This is a genomic window from Nitrospirota bacterium, from assembly GCA_013388455.1.
Classification (GTDB): Bacteria; Nitrospirota; Thermodesulfovibrionia; order Thermodesulfovibrionales; family SM23-35; genus JACAFF01.
The window spans coordinates 27,478-50,169 of the sequence record JACAFF010000030.1 but is presented as its reverse complement, the minus strand read 5'-3'; the positions used below and the strand labels follow the sequence as shown (position 1 = coordinate 50,169).

Annotated in this window: 23 protein-coding genes; 9 read left to right on the top strand and 14 right to left on the bottom strand. The window is 37.5% G+C overall.

Going from position 1 to position 22,692, the window contains the following annotated elements; genetic code table 11:
- Window positions 1–11: 11 nt before the first annotated feature.
- The 9 genes from qmoC to HXY53_07330 form a co-directional block, all read right to left on the bottom strand.
- Window positions 12–1,187 (bottom strand): quinone-interacting membrane-bound oxidoreductase complex subunit QmoC, encoded by a 1,176-nt coding sequence (gene qmoC / locus HXY53_07370; protein NWF76368.1) that lies wholly within the window; start codon window positions 1,185–1,187, stop codon window positions 12–14.
- Window positions 1,188–1,207: 20 nt separating this feature from the next.
- On the bottom strand, window positions 1,208–3,442 hold the full coding sequence (locus HXY53_07365) for an FAD-dependent oxidoreductase (GenBank protein ID NWF76367.1): 2,235 nt from the start codon (window positions 3,440–3,442) through the stop codon (window positions 1,208–1,210).
- A gap of 3 nt (window positions 3,443–3,445) precedes the next feature.
- Window positions 3,446–4,705 (bottom strand): CoB--CoM heterodisulfide reductase iron-sulfur subunit A family protein, encoded by a 1,260-nt coding sequence (locus HXY53_07360; GenBank protein ID NWF76366.1) that lies wholly within the window; start codon window positions 4,703–4,705, stop codon window positions 3,446–3,448.
- 171 nt (window positions 4,706–4,876) lie between these two features.
- Entirely contained in the window at window positions 4,877–6,880 is a 2,004-nt protein-coding gene (locus tag HXY53_07355) for an adenylyl-sulfate reductase subunit alpha (protein NWF76365.1), read from the bottom strand.
- 20 nt (window positions 6,881–6,900) lie between these two features.
- On the bottom strand, window positions 6,901–7,320 hold the full coding sequence (gene aprB / locus HXY53_07350) for an adenylyl-sulfate reductase subunit beta (GenBank protein ID NWF76364.1): 420 nt from the start codon (window positions 7,318–7,320) through the stop codon (window positions 6,901–6,903).
- Between the two features lie 86 nt (window positions 7,321–7,406).
- Window positions 7,407–7,709 (bottom strand): hypothetical protein, encoded by a 303-nt coding sequence (locus HXY53_07345; GenBank protein NWF76363.1) that lies wholly within the window; start codon window positions 7,707–7,709, stop codon window positions 7,407–7,409.
- A gap of 11 nt (window positions 7,710–7,720) precedes the next feature.
- Complete coding sequence (gene sat, locus HXY53_07340; GenBank protein ID NWF76362.1) at window positions 7,721–8,995, bottom strand: sulfate adenylyltransferase; 1,275 nt, start codon at window positions 8,993–8,995, stop codon at window positions 7,721–7,723.
- A gap of 35 nt (window positions 8,996–9,030) precedes the next feature.
- Window positions 9,031–9,678 carry an adenylate kinase gene (locus HXY53_07335; GenBank protein NWF76361.1) on the bottom strand — a complete coding sequence of 216 codons (648 nt, stop codon included), beginning with the start codon at window positions 9,676–9,678 and terminating at the stop codon, window positions 9,031–9,033.
- Between the two features lie 218 nt (window positions 9,679–9,896).
- The gene (locus HXY53_07330) at window positions 9,897–10,499 is read right to left on the bottom strand and encodes an XTP/dITP diphosphatase (protein NWF76360.1); all 603 of its coding nucleotides are present in this window, start codon (window positions 10,497–10,499) and stop codon (window positions 9,897–9,899) included.
- 304 nt (window positions 10,500–10,803) lie between these two features.
- On the opposite strand from HXY53_07330, the gene rpsB reads away from it, so the two are divergent.
- From rpsB to HXY53_07305, 5 genes are all read left to right on the top strand, one after another.
- Window positions 10,804–11,565, top strand: coding sequence for a 30S ribosomal protein S2 (rpsB, locus tag HXY53_07325; GenBank protein ID NWF76359.1), 762 nt, complete (start codon window positions 10,804–10,806; stop codon window positions 11,563–11,565).
- Entirely contained in the window at window positions 11,562–12,164 is a 603-nt protein-coding gene (gene tsf, locus HXY53_07320; protein NWF76358.1) for a translation elongation factor Ts, read from the top strand. Before rpsB ends, tsf begins: the two co-directional genes overlap by 4 nt.
- An 8-nt stretch (window positions 12,165–12,172) precedes the next feature.
- Entirely contained in the window at window positions 12,173–12,925 is a 753-nt protein-coding gene (locus HXY53_07315; protein NWF76357.1) for a UMP kinase, read from the top strand.
- On the top strand, window positions 12,894–13,451 hold the full coding sequence (frr, locus tag HXY53_07310) for a ribosome recycling factor (protein NWF76356.1): 558 nt from the start codon (window positions 12,894–12,896) through the stop codon (window positions 13,449–13,451). The genes HXY53_07315 and frr overlap by 32 nt, the downstream gene beginning before the upstream one ends.
- Window positions 13,452–13,607: 156 nt before the next feature.
- Window positions 13,608–14,216 (top strand): TraR/DksA family transcriptional regulator, encoded by a 609-nt coding sequence (locus HXY53_07305; GenBank protein NWF76355.1) that lies wholly within the window; start codon window positions 13,608–13,610, stop codon window positions 14,214–14,216.
- Between the two features lie 24 nt (window positions 14,217–14,240).
- Here the strand turns inward: HXY53_07305 and hemC are convergent, their stop codons facing one another.
- Genes hemC through HXY53_07285 form a run of 4 tightly spaced genes read right to left on the bottom strand, consistent with a single transcriptional unit; the run spans window position 14,241 to window position 17,512 of the window.
- Window positions 14,241–15,260 (bottom strand): hydroxymethylbilane synthase, encoded by a 1,020-nt coding sequence (hemC, locus tag HXY53_07300; protein NWF76354.1) that lies wholly within the window; start codon window positions 15,258–15,260, stop codon window positions 14,241–14,243.
- Complete coding sequence (locus tag HXY53_07295; GenBank protein NWF76353.1) at window positions 15,247–16,524, bottom strand: glutamyl-tRNA reductase; 1,278 nt, start codon at window positions 16,522–16,524, stop codon at window positions 15,247–15,249. The genes hemC and HXY53_07295 overlap by 14 nt, the downstream gene beginning before the upstream one ends.
- On the bottom strand, window positions 16,521–17,336 hold the full coding sequence (ccsB, locus tag HXY53_07290; protein NWF76352.1) for a c-type cytochrome biogenesis protein CcsB: 816 nt from the start codon (window positions 17,334–17,336) through the stop codon (window positions 16,521–16,523). The genes HXY53_07295 and ccsB overlap by 4 nt, the downstream gene beginning before the upstream one ends.
- Window positions 17,336–17,512 (bottom strand): hypothetical protein, encoded by a 177-nt coding sequence (locus tag HXY53_07285; GenBank protein NWF76351.1) that lies wholly within the window; start codon window positions 17,510–17,512, stop codon window positions 17,336–17,338. The genes ccsB and HXY53_07285 overlap by 1 nt, the downstream gene beginning before the upstream one ends.
- 238 nt (window positions 17,513–17,750) lie before the next feature.
- Here HXY53_07285 and HXY53_07280 point away from each other — a divergent pair, with 238 nt between their 5' ends.
- Complete coding sequence (locus HXY53_07280) at window positions 17,751–18,533, top strand: hypothetical protein (GenBank protein ID NWF76350.1); 783 nt, start codon at window positions 17,751–17,753, stop codon at window positions 18,531–18,533.
- Window positions 18,534–18,537: 4 nt separating this feature from the next.
- Here HXY53_07280 and HXY53_07275 read toward each other — a convergent pair whose 3' ends face one another.
- Window positions 18,538–19,845, bottom strand: a complete 1,308-nt coding sequence (locus tag HXY53_07275; protein NWF76349.1) for a nucleoside transporter — start codon at window positions 19,843–19,845, stop codon at window positions 18,538–18,540.
- A gap of 105 nt (window positions 19,846–19,950) precedes the next feature.
- Here HXY53_07275 and HXY53_07270 point away from each other — a divergent pair, with 105 nt between their 5' ends.
- From HXY53_07270 to HXY53_07260, 3 genes are all read left to right on the top strand, one after another.
- On the top strand, window positions 19,951–21,213 hold the full coding sequence (locus HXY53_07270) for a M48 family metallopeptidase (GenBank protein ID NWF76348.1): 1,263 nt from the start codon (window positions 19,951–19,953) through the stop codon (window positions 21,211–21,213).
- Between the two features lie 62 nt (window positions 21,214–21,275).
- The gene (locus HXY53_07265; protein NWF76347.1) at window positions 21,276–21,584 is read left to right on the top strand and encodes a PqqD family protein; all 309 of its coding nucleotides are present in this window, start codon (window positions 21,276–21,278) and stop codon (window positions 21,582–21,584) included.
- A gap of 2 nt (window positions 21,585–21,586) precedes the next feature.
- On the top strand, window positions 21,587–22,675 hold the full coding sequence (locus HXY53_07260; protein ID NWF76346.1) for a radical SAM protein: 1,089 nt from the start codon (window positions 21,587–21,589) through the stop codon (window positions 22,673–22,675).
- The last annotated feature ends 17 nt before the right edge of the window (window positions 22,676–22,692 follow it).

The following is a 22,692-nucleotide window of genomic DNA, read 5'->3' as shown; positions in this document are numbered from 1 at the left end:
TATTTTACAGGTTAAGGTTCCCGTTGTGTATATTTTGCAAAGACCATTGCTGTTGCCCTGTATACCATATGAGCCATTTTTGAAAAAGGAGCATATGCAAACAGGAAAAAAACCACAACAAGGTGAGCAAAATATATTATATATGCAAGCACCGCGATATTTGCTAATCTAAATAATTCAGACAATATACCTGTAGCCATAATTGCAAAAACTATATATATAAAGAGCCAATCATAATAACCACCCTTTCCAGCCTTTTCCTGATTTTTTAACCTGTTACTAATAACAAGGCTTATACCTGCCAAAAGACCTAAGGCACTTGCATTGGCAAGCCACTTTACAGGATTGGTCAACGGATAAGGAGAAGGACCAAGCATCCAGCTAAATGGTTTTAATCCTAATAATTTCATAATAGGGGGTCCGTAAAGATATACAACTGCCCATGCTGTTGTGATTGCAAGCCCTATAAAACTATAGAAAACAAGGAAATGCGATATTTTTCGTATTTTTGTCAAATTACACTTTTCAAAGCGACTATGTGATAAGATTTCATTAACTGTTGAGACAATAGCATTAGAAATACTCATTTTAGGAGTTACCGGTCCTGCTGCACGTAACATATCTTTCCAATATCTTGAAATGCCAATAGCAAGACAAACAACAGCAAAGATTGCTACTGGTACAAAAACACTGTCAATATATAGAGAAGGTAAAAACTCATGATACGATATCTGACCTTTTTCATTCAGAGGTATTTTTGTAAGGTTTAAATGTCCAAGAGAGGCAAGTATTATCAAAAAAATTACAACTGGAATTGCAAGAAGAATAACAAGATGCTGTTTGCTACCCACAGCCTTTCCAAGGAATTGTGGGACTGAATAATGTTCGATGGACAATTTTCTTACTGCATTAAGGACCTCACCTGGCTTAGCTCCCCTTGGGCAATACGCTGTGCAATCACTACATTGATGACAGAGCCATATATCAGGGTTGGGTAGAAGTTTATCTTTTAGACCCCATTGAGCATATAACATCTCCTTTCTTGGAAAGGGCTTATTTTCAGGTGTTAAATTGCATACAACAGAGCAGGTAGCACATTGGTAACACTTCTTAAGCGATTCACCTCCTCCTTTGATTATTTCATCTACAAATTTTACGTCAGGTGATGCAATGGTTTCTTGTGCCATGTATATCCTCCAATCCTATTCTAAAATTCCTTGAACGGATTAGGTCCTATTTCTTTAACCCTTTCAACGAATTCATTTATTAAATCTGGAAGCTTTGGATATTCATCAATAGCAACCTGTAAAAGTTTGACACGGTCTGCCTCAAGCTGTAACTTATTCAGAGTTTCACCTACCTTGCTGAAACGATAATTCGCAAGCTCACTCCCTTTAACAAAATGACATTGATAATTTTCACCAAACTTACATCCCAAAAGAAGAAATCCGTCGATACCTTTTGAGAAAGCATCAGCAATCCATACAAGGTTCATACCACCAAGACACCTAAGAGGGATAAACCGAACAGATGAATCAATTTTTTTACGATTCAATGCTGCTGTATCAAGAGCAGGATAAGCGTCATTCTCACAAACAAGACATATTATCCTGAATTCCTCTTCAGGAACGTCAACTGATTTTATCATGGAACCTATTATATCAACACTATAGTCTTTAAATGATACTATTCTTTCAGGACAAGCTCCCATACAGGTTCCGCATCGCCTGCATCTATTCACTTTATAATAAGGGATACCTTTTTCGTCTTCATCAATTGCTCCAAAAGGACATTCCTCTGTACATCTCTTACAAGCAGTACACCGGATAAGCTGTGGGTCAGGGAATGTCAAATCCCAGGCCCTCGGATGGACTGCCATACCTTTTGCTACATGATCTATACATTGAATCGCCTTGAAAGCAGCCCCTGCAGCATCTTCCTGTGCTTCTGTCATATTCATAGGCTGTCTCACACATCCTGCAGCATATACTCCTGTCCTTCTTGTTTCATATTGGAAACATATAAAATTAGAATCAGCAAAACCATAAGCACCTTCCAGTGAAGGTATTTCTGGCCCTTGCCTGTAATCAAGATTAAGTATGTATTCTGGTTTGGGTGTTGATTCTAAATAAGCCTTTTTAGCTTCATCACCTTGTGTAGATATTTGCGTTAAACCATCAAGATACTCCTGAGGAGCACGTGTGGTTGGCACCATACCAGTTGCAAGGACAACAAGGTCAGCCTCAACTTTTACCTTTTCCCCAAGTAAAGAATTTTCTATATCAACAAAAAGATTCCCATTCCCAGCGTCTGAAACACCTTTAACATCTCCTTTTGTGAGCATAACTCCAGGGTCATTCTGTGCCTCTTTATAAAATGCCTCGAGCCTGCCTGGAGTCCGTATGTCTTTATAAAAAATCATTGCTGTTGCGTCTTTATTCTGTCGCACATAGCGAGCCTGTTTCAAAGATGTTGCACAACACATGGAGGAACAATAGGGAAGGTGATCAGGATCTCGCTGTCCAGCACATTGAATAAAAGCAACCTTTTTAGCTTCCTTTCCGTCAGAAGGTCTTAAGATTTTTCCATTTCCCTTCTTTGCAATTTCCTCAAACTCAACATTTGTAACAACATTTGGGGAAACTCCATATCCAAGATAATCAAGTTTTGTTGCATCATAAGGAACCCAGCCAGTAGCCATAACAATTGCACCGATTTTTACTGTCTCAGAGCTTCCATTTGTAGAAATTGTAACATCAAATAAACCAGGTTGTCCGGCAGTCTTCTGTATTTTTGATGATTTATAAACTTTAATATTTGGATGACTTTCAACTTCTTTTATTATCTTATCAATATCTGTATCAACAAAAACTGGTTCTTTATAATCTCTCGTTGGAATTTTTTTGTATAGTTTGTTCGCGAAACCTCCAAGTTGAGGTTCTTTTTCTACCAGAAAAACTTTATATCCTGCTTTGGCTGCATCGAGGGCTGCTGTCATTCCTGTTATTCCACCACCAACGACTAAAATATCATTACTAAGGTTTTCAAGTATTGAAGGTTCTGGAAGGTCACCTTTCTGTGCTTTGACTATACCCATAACAATATAGTCTTCTGCGAGGCTCTGGGTTTCCTCTGTATTTGGTTCTTGCATCCAAGCAACAAATTCACGTAAATTTACCCTTTCAGTTATTGTTCCTGGAAAGTCGAACTCTTCGAATTTTACACGCGGAGAGCATGCAGCTATAATAATAGTGTTAACACCATCCTTCTTTATGTCATTTTTTATCATCTGCAAAGCTTCAGGGCTACAAAGAATATCGTGTATCTTAATCTGCTCCTCTTTTATAGGACCACGTTTTGCTGCTTTTGCAAGTTTTTCTATATTAATGGAATCTCCGATACCGCATCCTTTACATATATAAACACCATATTTTTTCTCCATGCTCTACCTCCTCTTTATACTCTGGATGCACTTTATTGCTGCACCTGTGGCATCCTGAACCGATCTTGCAACATCTGCCGGGCTCTTTAGTGTTCCAACTGCATAAACTCCTTTTTTAAGTAACGCATCATCAACCAGCCCATCAGGATTATAAGGCACATCTATGCCAACTTTTGAACTCTTTGTTGAGGGTTCCATCCCAGTCGCTAAAACGACCATATCAAAAGTCGCCTTGATTTTTCCACCTCCATAAATGTCCTCTGCAACAACCGTAACATCTTTTGTTACAGCATCCTCTGTGATTTGTGCAACTTTTCCTTTTGTAAATATAACATTTGGATCATCTTTTATTTTTGCATAGAACCTGTGCTCATATAGCCCGGGAGTTCTGATGTCTATATAGAAAATCTGAATCTTTGCTTCAGGATATTGTTCTCTTATATACATTGCATGTTTTAATGTAGCAAGACAACATATATAAGAACAAAAAGGAAGATGGTTTTCGTCTCTTGAGCCTGCACATTGAACGAATGCTATGTTTTTTATCTCTTTACCATCAGAGGGTCTAACAATTTTGCCATTGGTAGGTCCATCTGGTGATGCTAATCGTTCCATCATCATATTTGATATAACATTTTTTATTTTACCTGCACCTAAAATATCCAGTTTGGTCATGTCATATGGGTTCCAGCCTGTTGCTAAAACGACTGCTCCAACATTAAGTTTGATTGTTTCAGGTTTCATGTTAAAATCAATTGCATTGTATTTGCATGCATCAAGGCATGGCTTCTTACAGTCTTTTGGACAGGCCTTATCATCAATTATGTACATAAATGGGAATACCTGTGAGGAAGGAAGATATGCTGCTTTTGTCTTATTCATTCCAAAGTTGAATTCATTATCCCTGTATGCAGGGCAGGCTTGAGCACAAGCATCACATCCTACACACTTGTCATTTACATATCGAGGGTTCAACTTTATCGTAGCCTCAAAGTTACCTTCTTCGCCCTTGATATCCTCTACCTCTGCAAGAGTATAAAATTTGATCTTTGGATTGTTTCTTATTCTCTTGAACTGAATCTCAAGTCCGCAGTTCGGTGGGCAAAGCTTCCAGAAGTACTTATTTATCTGAGCAACCCTCCCGCCCAGATATGGGTTTCTCTCCACAATATGAGCTTCGTATCCCGCTTCTGCAACCTCGATAGCAGCGGTCAACCCGCTCATACCGCCTCCAACAACAAGAACTTTTTTATTTTCTGCCATAATAACCCTCCTTAAAGGCAGTAAGTCATAAAGAGGTGCTTATAACTTACTGTATAACCAACTCTTTTTGACCTACTTTTAAACGGGGGTATTATATCACACTTGTCAATAAAAATCTCTGCGAGATCATAAAAAATGGGGGAGGGTGTACCCTCCCCCATTCTGTCAATTTTACTGGAACATCTGAACGTATGGTACTTTCTTAAACTCCCAGGTATTGGTCTCAACATTGTATCTGGAATTTGTAAAGCACTTCCAGTTAGCATCGTCGATCTTGTTGAAGTCGCCTCTATAATAGTAACCAGGATATCTGGACTCCTCTCTAAAGAGGATGTGTCTTGCATGTGCTTCGACCGCCAGAATTCTGTGGAAGTTTTCCCAGCATCTGAGAAGTTCATGGAGGTCTTTTGCCGCCATTCTGCTTGCATCCTCTTTGAGCAGTTCAAGCTTCTTTAGTCCTTCTTCAAGCATTGTCTTTGATGTCATATACCATGTTGCTACACCACCAAAATACTCATCAGCTATCTTCATTAATCTTGCCTGAAGTGCCTTTGGACCAATATAGTGAGGATTAACTTCAGGAGCTGTTGTATAAGTTTTGTATTTTTCATAGATCTCAAATGGCAGATAGAGTTCAGCCGCTATCTCGTCAAGGGATTTTTTAGGTGTTGGCTTGTAATCTGGATTATCGAGTATGTATGCTATTGCAGCCTTTGCTGCCTGCCTTCCCTCTGCATGTGAACCAGATGAGAATTTATGTCCTGAGGCACCTACAACGTCTCCAGCCATGAATAGACCTGGGACTGTAGACATTCTGTTATATCCCCATGTGTAATGTTCAGGAGTTCCTGGTATATCACCGGGACCGCTAACCCAGAAACCTGCGCATCCAGCATGTGAACCAAGCAGATAAGGCTCTGTAGGCATAATCTCTGAAGGAACTTTTTCTGGTTCAACATTGTTTGCTGCCCAGAGTGATGCCTGTCCAATTGCCATATCGAGGAAGTCTTCCCATGCCTCAGCCTCGAGGTGTTTCAGTTTCTTTGCTCCTGCTTTCTCACCAAGTTGCTCTTTAATTCTTGCAGAGAACTCAGCCATAGCAGTGTGGGTATTCATGAGAATAGGACCTTTACCATCTTTCATAGCTCTCATCATAAGATGGTTTCTGATGGCAGTGCCCAGTCCTTTTGCATAGTCGCCATATCTCGCAACTGCATCATCGAAATATTCTTTATTTGCGCAATAATCTTCGCCATAGCTGTCTGTTGCTTTTGCCTTAAAGAACAGGAACCATGCACCAACTGGACCATAACCGTCCTTAAATCTTCCAGGAACAAATCTATTCTCCATTAATGTTAATTCTGCACCTGCCTCCATGCCAAAGGCATAACCAGAACCACAGCTAAATACTGGATACCAGGTTCTTCCCATACCTTCACCAACTGACCTTGGTCTAAAGCAATTGACTGCTCCAGCAGATGCGCATACCATTGCTTTTGCTTTAAAGGAATAAATCTTGTTCTCTCTTGTGCTAAATCCGATTGCTGCAGCTACATTTTTCCCATTTACATCCATTACTGGTTTTACAATGAATACCCTTTCAAAATGGTTCTGCGCCATACCAGTAGCAGCTCTGTTGGTCTCAAGTGCCTTCTTTGCAGCCTCTGCAACAACAACCTTGTATGATTCACCATTGATCATTATCTGCCATTTACCTGATCTAACAGGAGTTCCTCCATCTTTGAGCATGGGTTTGCCCTGTTCTTTTGCCTCATGACCATCTATTGAGAATCCATCATCGCCTTTTTTCCAGATTGGCAGACCCCATTCTTCAAAAAGGTGAACTGAATCATCAACATGCCTGCCAAGGTCATATACAAGATCTTCCCTGATTATTCCCATCAGGTCATTTCTTACATATTTGACATAATCTACAACTTTATTCTCACCTATATAGGTATTGATAGCAGAAAGACCCATTGCTACAGCACCGCTTCTATCAGTAGCAGCCTTATCAACCAATACGACTTTAAGCTTCTTGGGGTTAGCCCAGGCACATCCTTCGAATGCTGCACCACAACCTGCCATACCACCACCAATGATAAGAAGGTCGCATTCTACTTCTGTTACTTCAGGTTTCTTACAATATGAAAATGTACAAGTTTCTTTTTCCATTATATATTCACCTCCTTTTTTTATTCAGTTCTTGCTTTGTAATTAAAGAACCCAGGTTGTTTAATTGTTGAAAAATCAGGCTCTGGTTTCCCTGCATATGGATCAACTGAACCTTCAGCAGTAGTCCTTATCGGGAATTTAAATCTCTTGGTCAAACCATTTCTGAACTTGATTGTCCACATAATGGAGTCCGTTCCTCTTAAAGGAATTGTCTGTGCTCCAAGGGGAACAAAGTCAGAATAGCCTCTTACCTCAATAGCCTGTTGCGGGCAGATCTTTACACAGTTGTAACATTCCCAGCACTGCTCAGGCTCTTGATTGTAAGCTTTCATCTTCTCTCTGTCGAGAGTCATAAGATCGTGAGGACAGATATACTGACATGCAGTCTTATCCTGTGCTTTGCAACCGTCACACTTTTCAGTGATTACAAAACTTGGCATATACTTAACACCTCCTTATTTAAATATTAGGTTTAAGAGTTTGGTTGTAAAAACCACCAAATATTAAGTCTCCTTCCACCTCCTTTCTATTTCTTGACAGATTTAAGAAAGTCATCCATCATGTCAACGGTTTTCTTTTCAATCACCATGTCGAAAATCTTGTCTTTAACATCTTTTGGAAGCAGCTCTATGGTTTTTGTTGTAGCACTATCATATTTTGCCATTGGATAAATCTTCAATATTTCATCTCTCTGTTTTTCGTTGGTTGGAACACGTAAAACCTTTAAGCCAGCAAGCATTTCCTGTGTAAGTGAATCAAGGCCTGCCTTCTGAAGCTTTGCTAATCTTTCTTCATTAATCCAGATGTTAATTGGATATGTTTCTGCCATCTCTTTTCCTCCTATTTCAATGGTTCTATGGTAAATACAGGGGTTCTTCTCTTTAAATAATCCTCAGTAACAAATGCTGAACCGAATCCATATTTCTCTGCAGTCTCCATGATAACATCAAAAACTTCAGGTCTGTAAATCAGTCTCGGAGGTTTAACCCCATCAATAATTATACTTCTGACAACTGTACCACTAAACTTCTGCCATTCTTTTTTATGGTCGCAAATTCCCTCATTGGTAATTTCTCCGCAATGTGGGCAGTAGAGCCAGTTCATGGAATAAGTGGGAGTTATGTTTATCTTGTCCTGCACTGAAGCAAGTAGATGATGGGCATCATAAGGACCATAATATGAACCAACACCTGCGTGGTCTCTTCCATACATATGATGTGTACAACCAAGATTCGTTCTCAGACATGCATGGAATACAGCCTCTCTCGGTCCAGCATATCTCATATCCCAGAACGTACAGGATGTCATATGGTTGTGCTCTCCGAAATATCCAGCGGTTCTGAGCCTGTCATGAGTAAGAATTATCGCCTCGTCAATGTAGTCACCAGGTCTCTTTTCTCCAATAATTGCATTTACCAGAACTCCGACAATCGGTTTTTCAATCGGTAACTCGCCATATGTCTGTAACCATGCACCTTTACAAAGCCATTCATGTCCTGTATGGGGCACGTTCCTTGTCTGATGATTAACAATTCGAACCCAACCTTTTTCCTTGAATCTTGCTCTCATCTGTAAAGGGGTTAACCAGAATTTCTTATAAGGTTCATTTATCTTCGGGGGGTTAAGGAGCGTTATCTTACCACCAAGAAACTTTTCTTTATAATTGTAAGTTCTTTTAACCCCTGGATGTTTATCTTCAGTGGTGCCATAAACTTTCATGGCTATTTCTTTTTTATCATATGTAAATATATCTGTCACATCCAGAATAGCAAATGGATTTCCAGTGTAGGTAAGTAGAACTTCCTCGTATTGTTTGATTCCACTTTTCTTTAATTCATCATCAGATATGTCAAATACTATAGGGATACTCCAGACAGTCTTTCCATCTGCAAGGGTCATATTATTACAGACAGCTTCAACATCCGCCTTTGTCATAAATCCTTCTAATGGAGTGAAGAATCCATAAGCAATGTCGATAATTTCTGTTGCAATTTGCAGACGAACATCGAGAGTTTTTGCCTTGGCTGCTTTTAACTCTTCCACTCTTTTAATTGCAGCAGCTTTTGGCATTACGCGCTCAACAATCTCTTTACCACCATGACCAATGTTTTCCATAATTTTCCTCCTTAATTAATTAATATAAAAAATCTTTATTTGCCCTCTAATACAGTGCAAACCTTTTTGAAAATCTCGTCTATATTTCCAACACCTGTTACTGATTTAAGAATGCCTTTCTTTTTGTAATAATCTATCAGTGGTGCAGTTTGAGCATCATATACATCAAGTCTTTTCCTAATCGTCTCTTCTTTATCATCATCCCTTTGAAAAAGCTCACCACCACATTTATCACAAACACCTTCTTTTTTAGGCGGAGAATAGTAAACATTATACATCTGCTGACAGCTCTTACATGTCCTTCTACCAGTCAATCTCTTCATTAAATCTTCTTTTGGGACATCAACACTTAATGCAGAATCAAGAGGCATTTTAATGTTATTTAACAGCTTGTCAAGAGCCTCTGCCTGTGCAGTATTTCTTGGAAACCCGTCAAGGATAAAACCTTTTTTACAGTCATCCTGCTTAAGCCTTTCTTCCACGAGACCAAGAACTATTTTGTCTGGTACAAGTTCACCTTTCTCCATGATAGCTTTTGCTTCTTTTCCAAGAGGGGTACCATCAGCCACTGCTTTTCTTAAAATATCGCCTGTCGATATCTGAGGAATCTTATATTTATCGATAAGCATTTTTGCTTGCGTCCCCTTCCCAGCACCTGGTGCACCGAGCAACACTATTCTCATAATCTTACCCCCATCATTTTTTTCTCGATTTTTATTAAAAAAATCAGTAAAAAGGAAAATTGCGTCTGCTACTATAATAATAAATAAAAATAAGTGGTAGAGCCTTTAAATAAAAAAAAGAAAGACATATAAATATATTATTGATGCGGGTTTAAGTCAAATTCATATTTTTGATATAAAGATAAGAATTACTTATTACTAAAATTTGAATTATTAAGTCATTTAATAATTTGAATTTTTTCTTTAATATATTTTCTAAATTCCTCAAGAGCCCTCCCCCTGTGACTGATCGCATCTTTTTCTTCATTGCTCATCTCTGCGAAAGTTCTTTCAGAACCTTCAGGGTAAAATACAGGATCATACCCAAAGCCCCTATTTCCTTTAGGCTCTTTACCTATCATTCCTTCAGTATATCCATAGAATGTATGAATATTTTCATTAGGAAAAACAATAGCTATACAACATACAAAACGTGCCTTTCTTTTCTCTCCTTCAAAGGAACGCATTTCATAAAGCAATTTTTCTATATTCTTTCTATCATTCGCCTCTTCTCCTGCATAACGTGCAGACAGAACTCCTGGTGCTTTATTCAATGCATATACTTCAAGTCCAGAATCATCAGCAAGTGCAGGCTTCTGAACATATTGAGCTATAGCTACAGCTTTATTAACCGCATTTTCTTCAAATGTGACACCGTTTTCGTGGATTTCTGGGCAACCCTGAAAATCCTCAAGGCTAAGGATTGTAACTGGAAGATCGTATAATATCCTTTTTATCTCCTCGATTTTCTTCTTATTTCTTGTTGCTAATACTATTTCCATAAATTTTAATTAACCCAAAGCCTGCGGTAACTGCGCTGATTCCCTCTTTAGCCTGTTCCCGAAAGCATTCGGGACGTGGCAATCTCATGCAAAAAGGCAAGATGGTTTTTTTATATCATACAAAAGCTTAATAACTCAATAATAGTCTCTCTCCAGAGGACATTGCTTGCAAAAAAGATATATTTATGTTAACCTTTTTTTCCTGAAAGATTACATTTCTTTCAGAAATTTATATTGTGCCTCTGTGCGCTTATAGAGCGTAATTGCGAGTTAACAGAGGCAAAGATAGGAGGAAAAACAAAAAATGGTAGCAGCAATGAAAGAATTGCTTGAAGCTGGAGTGCATTTTGGACATCAGGTAAAGAGATGGCATCCCAAGATGAAAAAATATATCTTTGGAGAGAGAAATGGTATTTACATTATTGATCTCCAGAAGACAGTAAAAGGGCTTGAAGATGCTTACAATTTCATAAAAAATGTTGCGATGACAGGTGCACCAATTCTTTTTGTAGGAACAAAGAAACAATCACAGGACGCCATTCAGGAGGAAGCTAAAAGATGCGGAACATTTTATATTAATCAAAGATGGCTTGGAGGAATGCTAACGAATTTTTCCACGATTAAGAAGAGTATTGAGAAGCTGAAAAAACTCGAAACCATGAAAGAAGATGGGACACTGAATCGTCATACTAAAAAAGAGGCGACTGCATTCGAAAAAGAAAGGGAACGACTCGATAAAAACCTTTCAGGGATAAAAGATATGCCGAGCCTTCCTGGAGCTTTGTTTATTGTAGACCCCAAAAAGGAAAGAATTGCTGTTCATGAAGCAAAAAAACTTTCTATACCAATAGTCGCCATAGTCGATACAAACTGTGACCCTGACGAAATCGATTATGTAATACCCGGAAATGATGATGCCATAAGAGCTATAAAACTTATAACTTCAAAAATAGCAGATGCTGTTATTGAGGGTAAAGAGGCTCTATCAAAAATGCAGGCTGAACATGCAGAAAAACTTGAAGCTGAACAAAAAATTCAACAGGAGGAAGCAGAAAAATTAGCATGACAAATATAACACCTAATATGATAAAGGAATTGAGGGAAAAAACTGGTGCCGGGATGATGGATTGCAAAAAAGCTCTCACAGAAAGCCAGGGTGATTTTGAAAAAGCAGTAGACTTATTGAGACAGAAAGGTCTCGCAACCGCACTTAAAAAAGCGGGAAGAACGGCTTCAGAAGGTCTTATTGAATCATATATCCATATGGGGAAAATTGGAACAATTGTAGAAGTCAATTGTGAAACAGACTTTGTTGCGCGTACTGATGATTTTAAGGAACTGGTAAAAGACATTGCGATGCATATTACCGCTGCAAACCCGTTATATCTTACGAGACAAGATGTTCCACAAAATGTTTTAGAACGTGAAAAAGATATTTACAGATCTCAGATTACTGACAAGCCCTCGCATATTGTTGAAAAGATTGTGGAAGGCAAGCTCGAGAAATTTTACAGAGATAACTGTCTTCTGGATCAGATTTTTATTAAAGATCCCGAGCAAAGAAAAAATATTAAAGATATTATCACCGAAAAAATTGCAAAATTAGGTGAAAATATCATTATAAGGAGATTTACCAGATTCCAACTCGGAGAAAAAATAACATAAAAGGCATCCTGAAATATAACCTGAAATATAAAAGGATTCTCCTGAAAATAAGCGGCGAAGCAATGATGGGAGATCTGAGTTATGGAATAGACCCTGTTACCGTCGACTTTATAGCAAAGGAAATTAAGGCAGCAGTTTCTAAAGGAGTTGAAATCGCAATAGTTATTGGTGGAGGCAATATTTTCAGAGGGGTAGAGGCCAGTGTTAAGGGTATTGAGAGGTCATCCGCAGATTATATGGGGATGCTTGCAACAGTTATAAATGCTCTTGCTCTCCAGAACTATCTTGAACAACATGGGATTCCTACAAGGGTGCAATCAGCTATTGAGATGAAAGAGCTTGCTGAGCCATATATAAGGCGTAAGGCTATCAGACATCTGGAAAAAGGAAGAACTGTAATTTTTGCTGCCGGGACAGGTAATCCATATTTTACAACAGATACTGCTGCTTCTCTAAGAGCAATGGAGATTGGTGCAGAGGTTATTCTCAAAGCAACAAAAGTTGACGGTGTTTACTCTGCTGACCCATTAAAAGATTCTTCAGCAAAAAAATATAACACTGTCACTTATATTGAAGTATTGAAAAAAGGTCTTAGTATAATGGACTCGACCGCTATCTCCTTATGTATGGACAATAATCTTCCTATCATTGTTTTTAACCTGAGAGGCAAGGGCAATATCAGGAAAATCATAGAGGGGAAAAAGATTGGGACTTTGGTAAGGAGAAACAATGGAACAGGAATTAAAAAGAAAAACCACTGACAGAATGTCTCGGACTATCGAGGCTTTTAAAAAGGAGTTAGCATCTATAAGGACAGGTCGAGCATCACTTGCACTCCTTGACGGAATTGTAGTGAATTATTATGATACCCCAACTCCTCTCCAGCAATTGGCTAGTTTAAGTATTCCTGAAAGCCGACAGATTGCAATACAACCGTGGGATCCAAAGATTATTTCTGATATCGAAAAAGCGATCCTTAAATCTGATCTTGGGCTGACCCCGATGAATGATGGTAAAATTATCAGAATGACTATTCCACCACTCACTGAGGAGAGAAGAAAACAACTTGTTAAAACCGTAAGGAAAAAAACTGAAGAGGCAAAGGTTGCGTTGAGGAATATAAGAAGAGATGCAAATGAAGAATTGAAGAAACTCGAAAAAGAAAAACATATCAGTGAAGATATTGTTAAAAAAATGCACGAAGAGATTCAGAAAATTACTGATTCTTTTATTTCAAAAGCAGATGAAGTTTTAGAAAATAAAGAAAAAGAGATTATGGAGGTCTAAAAATTACTAATAGTAATTTCATTGTAAAGGTAACGGATGCAAAGCTGACTGATATCCAGAAAGCTTTACAGGATGCTGGTATCAAAGTCCGTAGCATTATTGAGATATTCAAAGAAGAGTTGGAGATTAAGGAAATCAAAAAGGAACAAACAATTAATGGCTAATAAAAAGACTTCAAAAATAAAGAAAACACCTATGAAGAAAAATGTTCAGTCAAAAAAAACTTCTTTAAAAAAACAGTTAAAAACAAAACCAAAAATTACAAAAAAGCGCAAACCTGTTCCAAAAAAGCCTGTTGAAAAGACAAAAAAAACAAAACAGAAAATACTTAAGAAACCTAAGAAATACTCTATCATAGAACAAAAAACACACTTAAAGTCTGACGAGGATAGAAACGCTGAACTCAGAAAATTCCTTATAAAAAAACGAGAAGAAATAATCAAAGAAGCAAAGTCTGAAATATCAAAATACATCAAAGGGGAAACAAAACAATTAATTGATACAGCACTTGATGATGGTGATTGGTCAGTTGTTGATCTCTCTGAGGACATTAGCTTGAGACAATTGAGTGTTCATAGAGAAAACCTCCAACGGATAGATGAAGCTCTAAGGAAACTCAAGGAAGGTACCTATGGGATCTGTGAGGATTGTGGTGAGGAAATTACTGAAGAAAGACTAAAAATTCTCCCTTTATCAATATATTGTATAGAATGTCAGGAAAAAAGAGAACTACTTGAAGAATTAATGAAAAAAGAAGGGCTATAGTTATCAGTATTCACCAGAGATTCTTTATCTACCGTAAATTTCATCCAAGATTTTTTTTGCACCATGCAAAATAATATTTTCTGCAAGTTGAATTCCTAATTTTTCAGCATTCTCCACTACACCATTTATACTTTCTCTGATAATTGTGTCACCTGTAATACTACCGACGAATCCATCCATAACAATTAGTCTTGACTCAACCCTTTCATTTTTTACCGCTGTATAATTATCATTAAGTGGTGTTATGATTCTTGCAAATGCTGCTATGGGCACTTGACATCCTCCCTCTAATTTTTTTAAAAAAGCCCTCTCCGCCATTATACAGGCGGAACTCTCTTGATGATTAAGAGGCAGAATAACATTATTAATAAATTCATCCTCAATTCTGCATTCTATCCCTATTGCTCCCTGACCAATAGCTGGAAGGCTTATCTCAAATGGGAGGACTTCAGAAATCCTTTGTTTGAGTCCAAGTCTGACAACACCTGCTGCTGCTAATATTATGGCATCATATTGACCTTCATCCAGTTTTCTAAGTCTTGTATCGAGATTTCCTCTCAAATGTTCTATCCTGAAATCAGGTCTGATATGGAGAAGTTGGCATGATCTCCTGAGACTACTTGTACCTATTCTTGCATTTTCGGGTAAGCTAAAAATTAGAGATGCGGGGAATTGTGGCTTTAATTCTATGCTCTTTATTTTTAATCTCTGACTTATTATTAAAGCATCCCTGGGGTCTTCTCTTTTACAAATAACTGGCAGATGAAGCCCATCAGGAAAATCTGTAGGCACATCTTTCATACTGTGCACAGCGATATCAACCCTGTTTCGCAGAAGTGATTCTTCAATCTCTTTGACAAATAATCCTTTTCCTCCGACTTTTGCAAGAGGAACGTCTAAAATCTTATCACCTGTTGTTTTAATTTTAATGAGCTCAATATCCAGATCTGGATAAAATCTTTTCAACTTTGTTTTAACCCATTCAGCTTGCCAGACAGCAAGTTTACTGCCTCGTGTGCCAATACGTATCTTATTCCTTTTCACTCATTTCACCATTAATGCCATAGAGTTTCTTTATTACTGCTGATAGGAGCTCCTTATCCTCCAAACTTTCTTTTAGAGCAGCAGTAGGTGGATGAATGAGCTTATTTACAATTGCATTCGCCATGTATTCAATAGCCTCTTTTTCTTTTTCCCCGATCCCAGGGAGTTTATTTAAAAGTTTGATTAACTCTTCTTTCTTTATTTCTTCTGCCTTTTCACGTAAAGCTTTGATAGTCGGAACAGAATCAAGTGACAACTGCCACTTCAAAAATGTCTCTACTTCTTCATCTACAATCCTCTCTGCTTTTTCTGCCTCTTTTTTTCTTTCAAAGAGATTTGTATCAACAACCTCTTGCAGGTCATCTATGTTATAAAGGTAAACATTATCAATCTTATTTATCTCAGGGTCTATATTTCTCGGGACTGAAATATCAATAATAAATACCTGCTTCTGCTTTCTTTCCTTCATCACTTTCTGCATCTGACTTTTGGTTAATATGTAATTTGGTGCACCAGTCGAACAGATTACAATATCTGTTCGTAGCATTTCATTAATAAATTCTTCAAATTTAACTGCTCTTCCTTTTAATTCATTTGCAAGATCACATGCACGCTCATAAGTCCTGTTTGAAACCAGAACTTCTTTAACACCAGTCGTAATCAGATGCTTTGCTGCAAGCTCAGCCATTTCACCTGCCCCTAAGAGCATGAAAATCTTCTTTGAGAGATCAGTAAAAATCTTCTTCGCAAGTTCTACGGCAGCAAAACTGATTGATACAGCATTTTCAGCAATTCTTGTTTCTGTCCGCACCCTCTTGGCAACTGAAATAGCCTTTTTCATTAGTTTATTGAGTAGTATGCCTGTGGTCTTTTTTTCAAGCGCAATTTCGAATGCATCCTTCAATTGACCGAGTATTTGTGGTTCGCCAATTACCATAGAATCAAGACTTGATGCAACCCTGAAAACATGTCTGGCGGCATTAATATCTTCATATATATACAAAGCATTCTCCAGCGCATTCCTCTCAATATTATGGAATCTTGAAAGAAATGTCTTTATAGATTCAGAAGCCTTCTGAGTATCTTTTACATTTGCATATAGTTCCACCCTGTTACATGTAGATAATATAATAGCCTCCTGCACCTCGGGCAATTCTTTTAGAGCTAACAATCCTTGTTCAAGTTTTGGCCCGCTAAAAGCAAACTTTTCTCTGACATTAACGTCAGCAGTCTTATGATTCAGTCCTATAACAAGCGCTTTCATAGGAAAACGTGGAGACCTCTCTTGAGCAATTTAATACCAAAGAAGGCTATCAGAATAGTTATAAATCCAATAATCGATAACACAGCAGCCCTTTTCCCTCTCCATCCAGCAACAAGCCTTGCATGAAGAACAATTGCATAAATAAACCAGGTGATTAATGACCAGACTTCTCGCGGATCCCAGTTCCAGTATCTTCCCCATGCAGTTTCAGCCCATAGAGCACCGGTAATAATTGCAAGTGAGAAGAGAGGAAATCCGAATGTTATCAAACGGTAATTCATTTCATCGAGTGTTTGAAGACTTGGGAGTCTCTCGAATAAACCCCCAAGTCTCTTTGATTTGACATAATGTTCCTGAACAAGATACATGAAACCAATTCCAAAAGACATAGCAAAAGCAGCATTCCCGAGAAAGGCTAAGAAAGTATGTATTCCGAGCCAATAACTCTGCAAAACAGGAGCTAATGGTTTTATTTCACGCGACATCATAGATGATGAAATCATCAGAAGAAATACAATAGGCATAATAAACGAAGACAAAAGAGCGACTTTATAACGGAATTCTAAAATAAAAAAAAGCACAACGATACACCAGGTAAAAAATGATGTCGCTTCATGAGGATTGGTAATAGGAATATAACCACTAATCCCATAACGATAAATAATATTTATCGTGTGAAGAATAAAACCGATTCCGGCTAATAAAATAATCAGCTTTGAGGTAATTTTGGAGCTTTTGAAAAGCTCGGTAATACTTATAATAGTTGCAGCAAAATAAAAGGTCAGTGCCAGCTCAAATAAAATTACCTCCATCAGAAGCAACCAAGATCACAACTCGTAATTTTTATCTTAAGCTCGTCTGCTACTCTTCCAACTTCTCTGTAAGAAACTGATAATTTCTCAGCAATCTTTCGTGCAACAGGGCAAGCGATTCTTCCATTTACAGCATAACTTTTTATTTCTTCTTCTATCTTTTTCCTGATTTCCATTTTATTATTAAATAAAATATTACACCATACTCGTTTGAAAACTCAATTAACCCTTCCTGCTGCAGACAGAGACCGCAGGGTATCCTTAAATCTCCCATCCCTTGAGGGGACGGGACTAATTTGATAACCCTGTAGCAAGGTTAAAAGATCGAACAGCAACACCTTTGTAAGTAGAAATATATTCACGAGACGAATTTTACGACAAGAACTACACATTTGAAGTAAAATAATAGTCATAATGAATCTTGAAATACTGAGGTCAATCGGGAAAAATCTTCTAAAAGAACTACCTTCAGTAAGGCAGAAAAACAAAAAACCTATCGGGATTGGGGCATCAGGTGACAAGACCTATGCCGTTGATAAGATTGCTGAGAACATCATCGTTTCATATCTTGAGGAGACAGGTGAGGCTCTTACTATTGTATCTGAAGAGATAGGTATAAGATATTTAAGAGGTGGAGGTAAGAAAGTTTTAATAGATCCAATTGATGGCAGTAAAAATGCAATCTCTGGTATCCCATTTTATTGCACTTCTATAGCTATAGCAGATGGCGATACGATAGGTAATACCATACTTGCATATGTGATAAATCTCGTAAATGGTGAGGAGTTCTGGGCAGAGAAGAATAAAGGAGCTTTTTTAAATGGGATGAGGATAGTATCTCAGCAAGATGATGAGTTTTATTTAATAGCATACGAAGCACAGAACCCTCAAAAGGACATTCCTCAGATAATGCCTTTACTTGGGAAATCAAGAAAAACAAGATGCCTTGGTGCAACAGCTCTCGACATATCATACCTTGCAAGCGGGGCAATCAGTGTTTTTTTAACTCCATCACCTTCAAGGAGTTTTGATTTTGCAGCAGGGCTGCTAATAGCAAAAGAGGCAGGTGGCATTTATTCTGATGTAAAAGGCAATCCCATCGACTCGATAGAAATAAGCCTAAAAAAATCTACATCCCTTCTTGTGTCTGGAAATAGTAATCTCCATAACAGGGCATTGAACATTTTAAAAGGCTGAAAAATCATTTACCCAATAATATAGAACTCTGTGTATAGAAAGTTCCTGCTACTGATGCTGTCATAAGTGAAGCAAGCGTTGCTGCTACAAGCGCTCTGAACCCAATACTGGAAATATCTTTTACCCTTGAAGGAGCTAATGCAGCAGTGCCTCCTATAAAAATAGCAAGCGAGGCGACATGAGCAAACCCATTCAGGGCATATGCTGCAAGGACTGATGAACGAGGATCTTTCAGTGTATCAGTTGAAAGCATCAATGCTAAGTCCTGATACGCCTTAACTTCTGTCAAGATAGCTCTTTCGCCTATCAATTTTGCTATCTCAAATGCATCTGCTACAGGAACACCTATTATCAGTACAAAAGGATAAAAAACATATCCGAGTAATCCTTTTAATGACCAGTCTATTGTTATTCCTAAAAAAGCATTTAATTTCATTCCTACCGCTGAAAGTATAAAATCAGCAAGTGCTACCAATCCGAGAAAAGAAAGAAGTAAAGCCATGATACCGATTACCATCTTAACTCCATCATTTGCCCCCTCTATCACAGCCTCTATCAGTGATGATTTTTTTTCAAAATGAGGCTCGACCTTTAAACCCAGAGTTTCAGGCTTTTCTGTCTCTGGCATAATAAGCTTAGACATAACGATTGCCCCGATAGCCGAAAGGAAAGAGGCAGAGACAAGATGCCCTGCTATAGTCGGAAACCGCTCATGAAGTAAGAAGACATAAAGTGCAAGGACATTCGATGCAGTCGTGGCCATTCCAGCAGCAAGGATAGTACAGAACTCTGATCGCGTCATAGTTGTTAAATAAGGAAGAATGGTCATATTCGCCTCTACCCCTACAAATATATTACTGGAAACACTAAGTGATTCTGCCCCGCTAATCCTTAAAAGTCTTGTGAATATTCTCGAAAAAAGCTTTATCAATCTTGGCATAATTCCAACATGATATAGAAGTGCCATAAAACTTGCGAAGAATACAATTGTAGGTAAAGCCTGAAACGCCAGGAAAAAACCTAATGATTCTTCTCCTGCTTCATTCTTTGTTCCCGGAGGAAGAGCAAGCCTCCCGAATAGAAATTTTGTCCCTGCAGTTGCGCTATCAAGGATTTTTACTACAACATCATTAACTAATAGAAATAATTTCGATCCTGTCGGAACAACAAAGATAAAAAGGGCTATTACGAGTTGTAGAATAATGCCCCATATTATAACCCGCCAATTGATTATCTTCTTATTCGCAGAAAAAAGCCATGCTACAAAAAGGAGAATAAATATTCCCCCGAAACTTATAAGGTTAGCCAACAAATACTCCTTTTAGAAAATTCGGTTGCCCATCTTCCTGTCTCTATAACAATGAATGCATTCCCCCGAATTTAAAAATTATGATATATTCTCCAGAAGGTATTATAAATGATAGCTATAGAAAATATTTACCTCATACTCATAATCTATATCTTGAAGGAAACTTTTGAATATACTCTGCAATTTTTAAATCTCGGGTATATGAAAAGATTTGGTTCAATCATTCCTGATGTATTCAAGGGGAAAATAAATGAATCTCATGTTCAGAAGATGCGTGCATATGAAATTGAAAAAACAAAATTCAGTTTTATTTCTTCAATCTTCGGCAATGCAGTTACAATTATCTTTATTTTCGGTGGTCTTTTAAATATATATGACGATTGGATTTCATCATTTAATTTCAGTTTTATTTTATCAGGTGTTTTTTTCTTTCTATTCTTGAGCTATGCTAATACTCTTCTCACTATACCTTTCAGTCTCTATAATATTTTCAGAATTGAGAATAAATACGGATTTAATACCATGACGATCAAGTTATGGTTTGCCGATTTTCTAAAATCCATATTACTTTCTACAGTTATTACTGGCATACTCCTTTTTATAGGATTTCTGCTGATACAATTAAGCCCGACTATCTGGTGGTTCTGGTTATGGATTTTTTTCCTCATTTACAGTCTATTCATTATGTATATATCCCCTTATGTCATAGAGCCACTTTTCAACAAATTTTCTCCTATAGAAGAGAAAGTGCTTGAAGACAGAATTAAAGATTTGATGAAAAAAATAAACATAAGGGTCAGCAGCGTATTTAAAATGGATGCTTCTAAAAGAAGCCGTCACACCAATGCATATTTTACAGGTATAGGGAAAGTTAAAAGAATAATACTTTACGATACACTTCTCGAAAAGATGAATCACGATGAAATTCTTGCTATCCTGGCACATGAAGCAGGTCACTGGAAGAAAAAACATGTTCTGAAAATGATCGTTGCATCAGAGACATTAGCATTTATAGCTATCTATCTATCATTCAGAATTCTCAGTGCTGACTTTCTCACAGATATTTTTCAGATTAAAAATGCGACCTTCTTTACAAAAGTCCTTCTTCTCGGTTTCATGGGTAACATTATATCGCTTCCTTTTCTTCCAATCAGCAATTACTTTTCAAGACGCTTTGAAAAAGAGGCAGACAGGTTTGCATGCAAGCTCACAGGTGACAAAGAGGCTTTTAAAAGCGCCCTTATAAAACTTTCAATAGATAACCTTTCAAACCTACATCCTCACCCTTTCTATGCAGCTTTTTACTATTCACATCCACCGGTAATTCAAAGAATAAAAGAAATCGAGAATTTCCCGAAATTAAGCAGTTAAATATTTGCAAAATTTCTCTTTTAAATTATAATCTATTTATAAGTTTTAAAAAGGCAGGAATATTGAATACATTGAATACAGGCCCGAATCTCGACAGACTTTACACAAAAGACTCTTCAGTTGTTTTCAGAAAGGTCGCTGAAGAGTTCATTTTAGTGCCAATAAAAAAGAGAGCTGATGAAGTAGATAGCATTTATACTATGAACGAAGTTGGTAGCCGTATATGGGAACTTGTTGATGGAGAAAAAAGCCTTTCAGAAATAATAGATATAATATTAAATGAATTTGAAGTAAGTCCTGAGGTAGCGGAAAAAGATATCATCGAGTTTATCAATCAATTAGAACATATAGGTGCTATTAGGGCATTATAAGTATGGAATGTCCTGTAATTCCCATAAGAAGTCTCTCTGAATTCAGTAATCGGCTTGTTGACAAAATAGCCAATCGACGAATCCCCGTTGATGGGAGCATAGAAATTACTGCTCGCTGTAATCTTAAATGCGTTCATTGTTATATTAATCTGCCCGCGAGTGATATTAAAGCAAAAAATAAAGAACTAAGTTATAAAGAGATTTGTAATATTTTAGACCAGATTGTGGATGAAGGTTGCTTATGGTTATTAATTACAGGTGGTGAACCCTTAATTCGTCATGATTTTCTCGATATTTATACATATGCAAAAAAGAAAGGGGTACTTATTACTTTATTTACTAATGGAACCCTCTTAACACCTTATATTGCAGACTATCTTTCAGACTGGCCACCTCATTCTATTGAAATTACATTATATGGTTTAACACAAGAGACCTATGAAAATGTTACGGGTATAAGCGGATCACATAAACGATGCATGGATGGGATAGATTTGCTTATAGAACGAAAATTACCTTTAAAACTTAAAACAATGGTGATGACGATTAATAAGCATGAGATATGGGATATTAAAAAATTTGCTGAGGATTTAGGAATCGATTTCAGGTTCGACCCTGTTTTAAATTTAAGGATAGATGGTGATAAAAAGCCTGCCAATTTCCGCATACCGCCTAATGAAATAGTTGCCCTTGACTTTGCAGACGAAAAGAGAATGGAGGAATGGCAAAAATTTTGCAGAAAGTTTTTGGGGATACCTTTTAATTCAGATTATCTTTATCAGTGTGGAGCGGGTCTTCAAACCTTTCATATCGATCCTTATGGCCAATTGAGTGTGTGTATGATGTCTCGTGTCCCAAGCTATGACCTGCAAAGAGGTTCTTTCAAAGAGGCATGGCATAGCTTTATTCCAGATGTTCTTTCAACAAAATTCTCTCAGGATACTCTGTGTAGGAATTGTAACTTGATTGCATTGTGCGGACAGTGTCCAGGGTTGGCACAAATTGAGAATAGTGACCCGGAAAGACCAGTTGACTATTTATGCCATATCGCCCATTTAAGAGCAGAAAAATTTAGATTGATAAATGTTTAAAAGGAGGTGAAAAAATT

Bases quoted from the DNA above. Each gene is read 5' to 3' on its own strand.
- HXY53_07330 (NWF76360.1), bottom strand. From the start codon at position 10,499: ATGGAAATAGTATTAGCAACAAGAAATAAGAAGAAAATCGAGGAGATA.
- aprB (NWF76364.1), bottom strand. From the start codon at position 7,320: ATGCCAAGTTTTGTAATCACTGAAAAGTGTGACGGTTGCAAAGCACAG.
- tsf (NWF76358.1), top strand. From the start codon at position 11,562: ATGACAAATATAACACCTAATATGATAAAGGAATTGAGGGAAAAAACT.
- HXY53_07295 (NWF76353.1), bottom strand. From the start codon at position 16,524: ATGAAAGCGCTTGTTATAGGACTGAATCATAAGACTGCTGACGTTAAT.
- HXY53_07260 (NWF76346.1), top strand. From the start codon at position 21,587: ATGGAATGTCCTGTAATTCCCATAAGAAGTCTCTCTGAATTCAGTAAT.
- HXY53_07280 (NWF76350.1), top strand. From the start codon at position 17,751: ATGAATCTTGAAATACTGAGGTCAATCGGGAAAAATCTTCTAAAAGAA.
- qmoC (NWF76368.1), bottom strand. From the start codon at position 1,187: ATGGCACAAGAAACCATTGCATCACCTGACGTAAAATTTGTAGATGAA.
- HXY53_07355 (NWF76365.1), bottom strand. From the start codon at position 6,880: ATGGAAAAAGAAACTTGTACATTTTCATATTGTAAGAAACCTGAAGTA.
- HXY53_07305 (NWF76355.1), top strand. From the start codon at position 13,608: ATGGCTAATAAAAAGACTTCAAAAATAAAGAAAACACCTATGAAGAAA.
- ccsB (NWF76352.1), bottom strand. From the start codon at position 17,336: ATGGAGGTAATTTTATTTGAGCTGGCACTGACCTTTTATTTTGCTGCA.
- frr (NWF76356.1), top strand. From the start codon at position 12,894: ATGGAACAGGAATTAAAAAGAAAAACCACTGACAGAATGTCTCGGACT.
- HXY53_07345 (NWF76363.1), bottom strand. From the start codon at position 7,709: ATGGCAGAAACATATCCAATTAACATCTGGATTAATGAAGAAAGATTA.
- HXY53_07285 (NWF76351.1), bottom strand. From the start codon at position 17,512: ATGGAAATCAGGAAAAAGATAGAAGAAGAAATAAAAAGTTATGCTGTA.
- HXY53_07360 (NWF76366.1), bottom strand. From the start codon at position 4,705: ATGGCAGAAAATAAAAAAGTTCTTGTTGTTGGAGGCGGTATGAGCGGG.
- HXY53_07335 (NWF76361.1), bottom strand. From the start codon at position 9,678: ATGAGAATAGTGTTGCTCGGTGCACCAGGTGCTGGGAAGGGGACGCAA.
- rpsB (NWF76359.1), top strand. From the start codon at position 10,804: ATGGTAGCAGCAATGAAAGAATTGCTTGAAGCTGGAGTGCATTTTGGA.
- HXY53_07270 (NWF76348.1), top strand. From the start codon at position 19,951: ATGATAGCTATAGAAAATATTTACCTCATACTCATAATCTATATCTTG.
- HXY53_07365 (NWF76367.1), bottom strand. From the start codon at position 3,442: ATGGAGAAAAAATATGGTGTTTATATATGTAAAGGATGCGGTATCGGA.
- sat (NWF76362.1), bottom strand. From the start codon at position 8,995: ATGGAAAACATTGGTCATGGTGGTAAAGAGATTGTTGAGCGCGTAATG.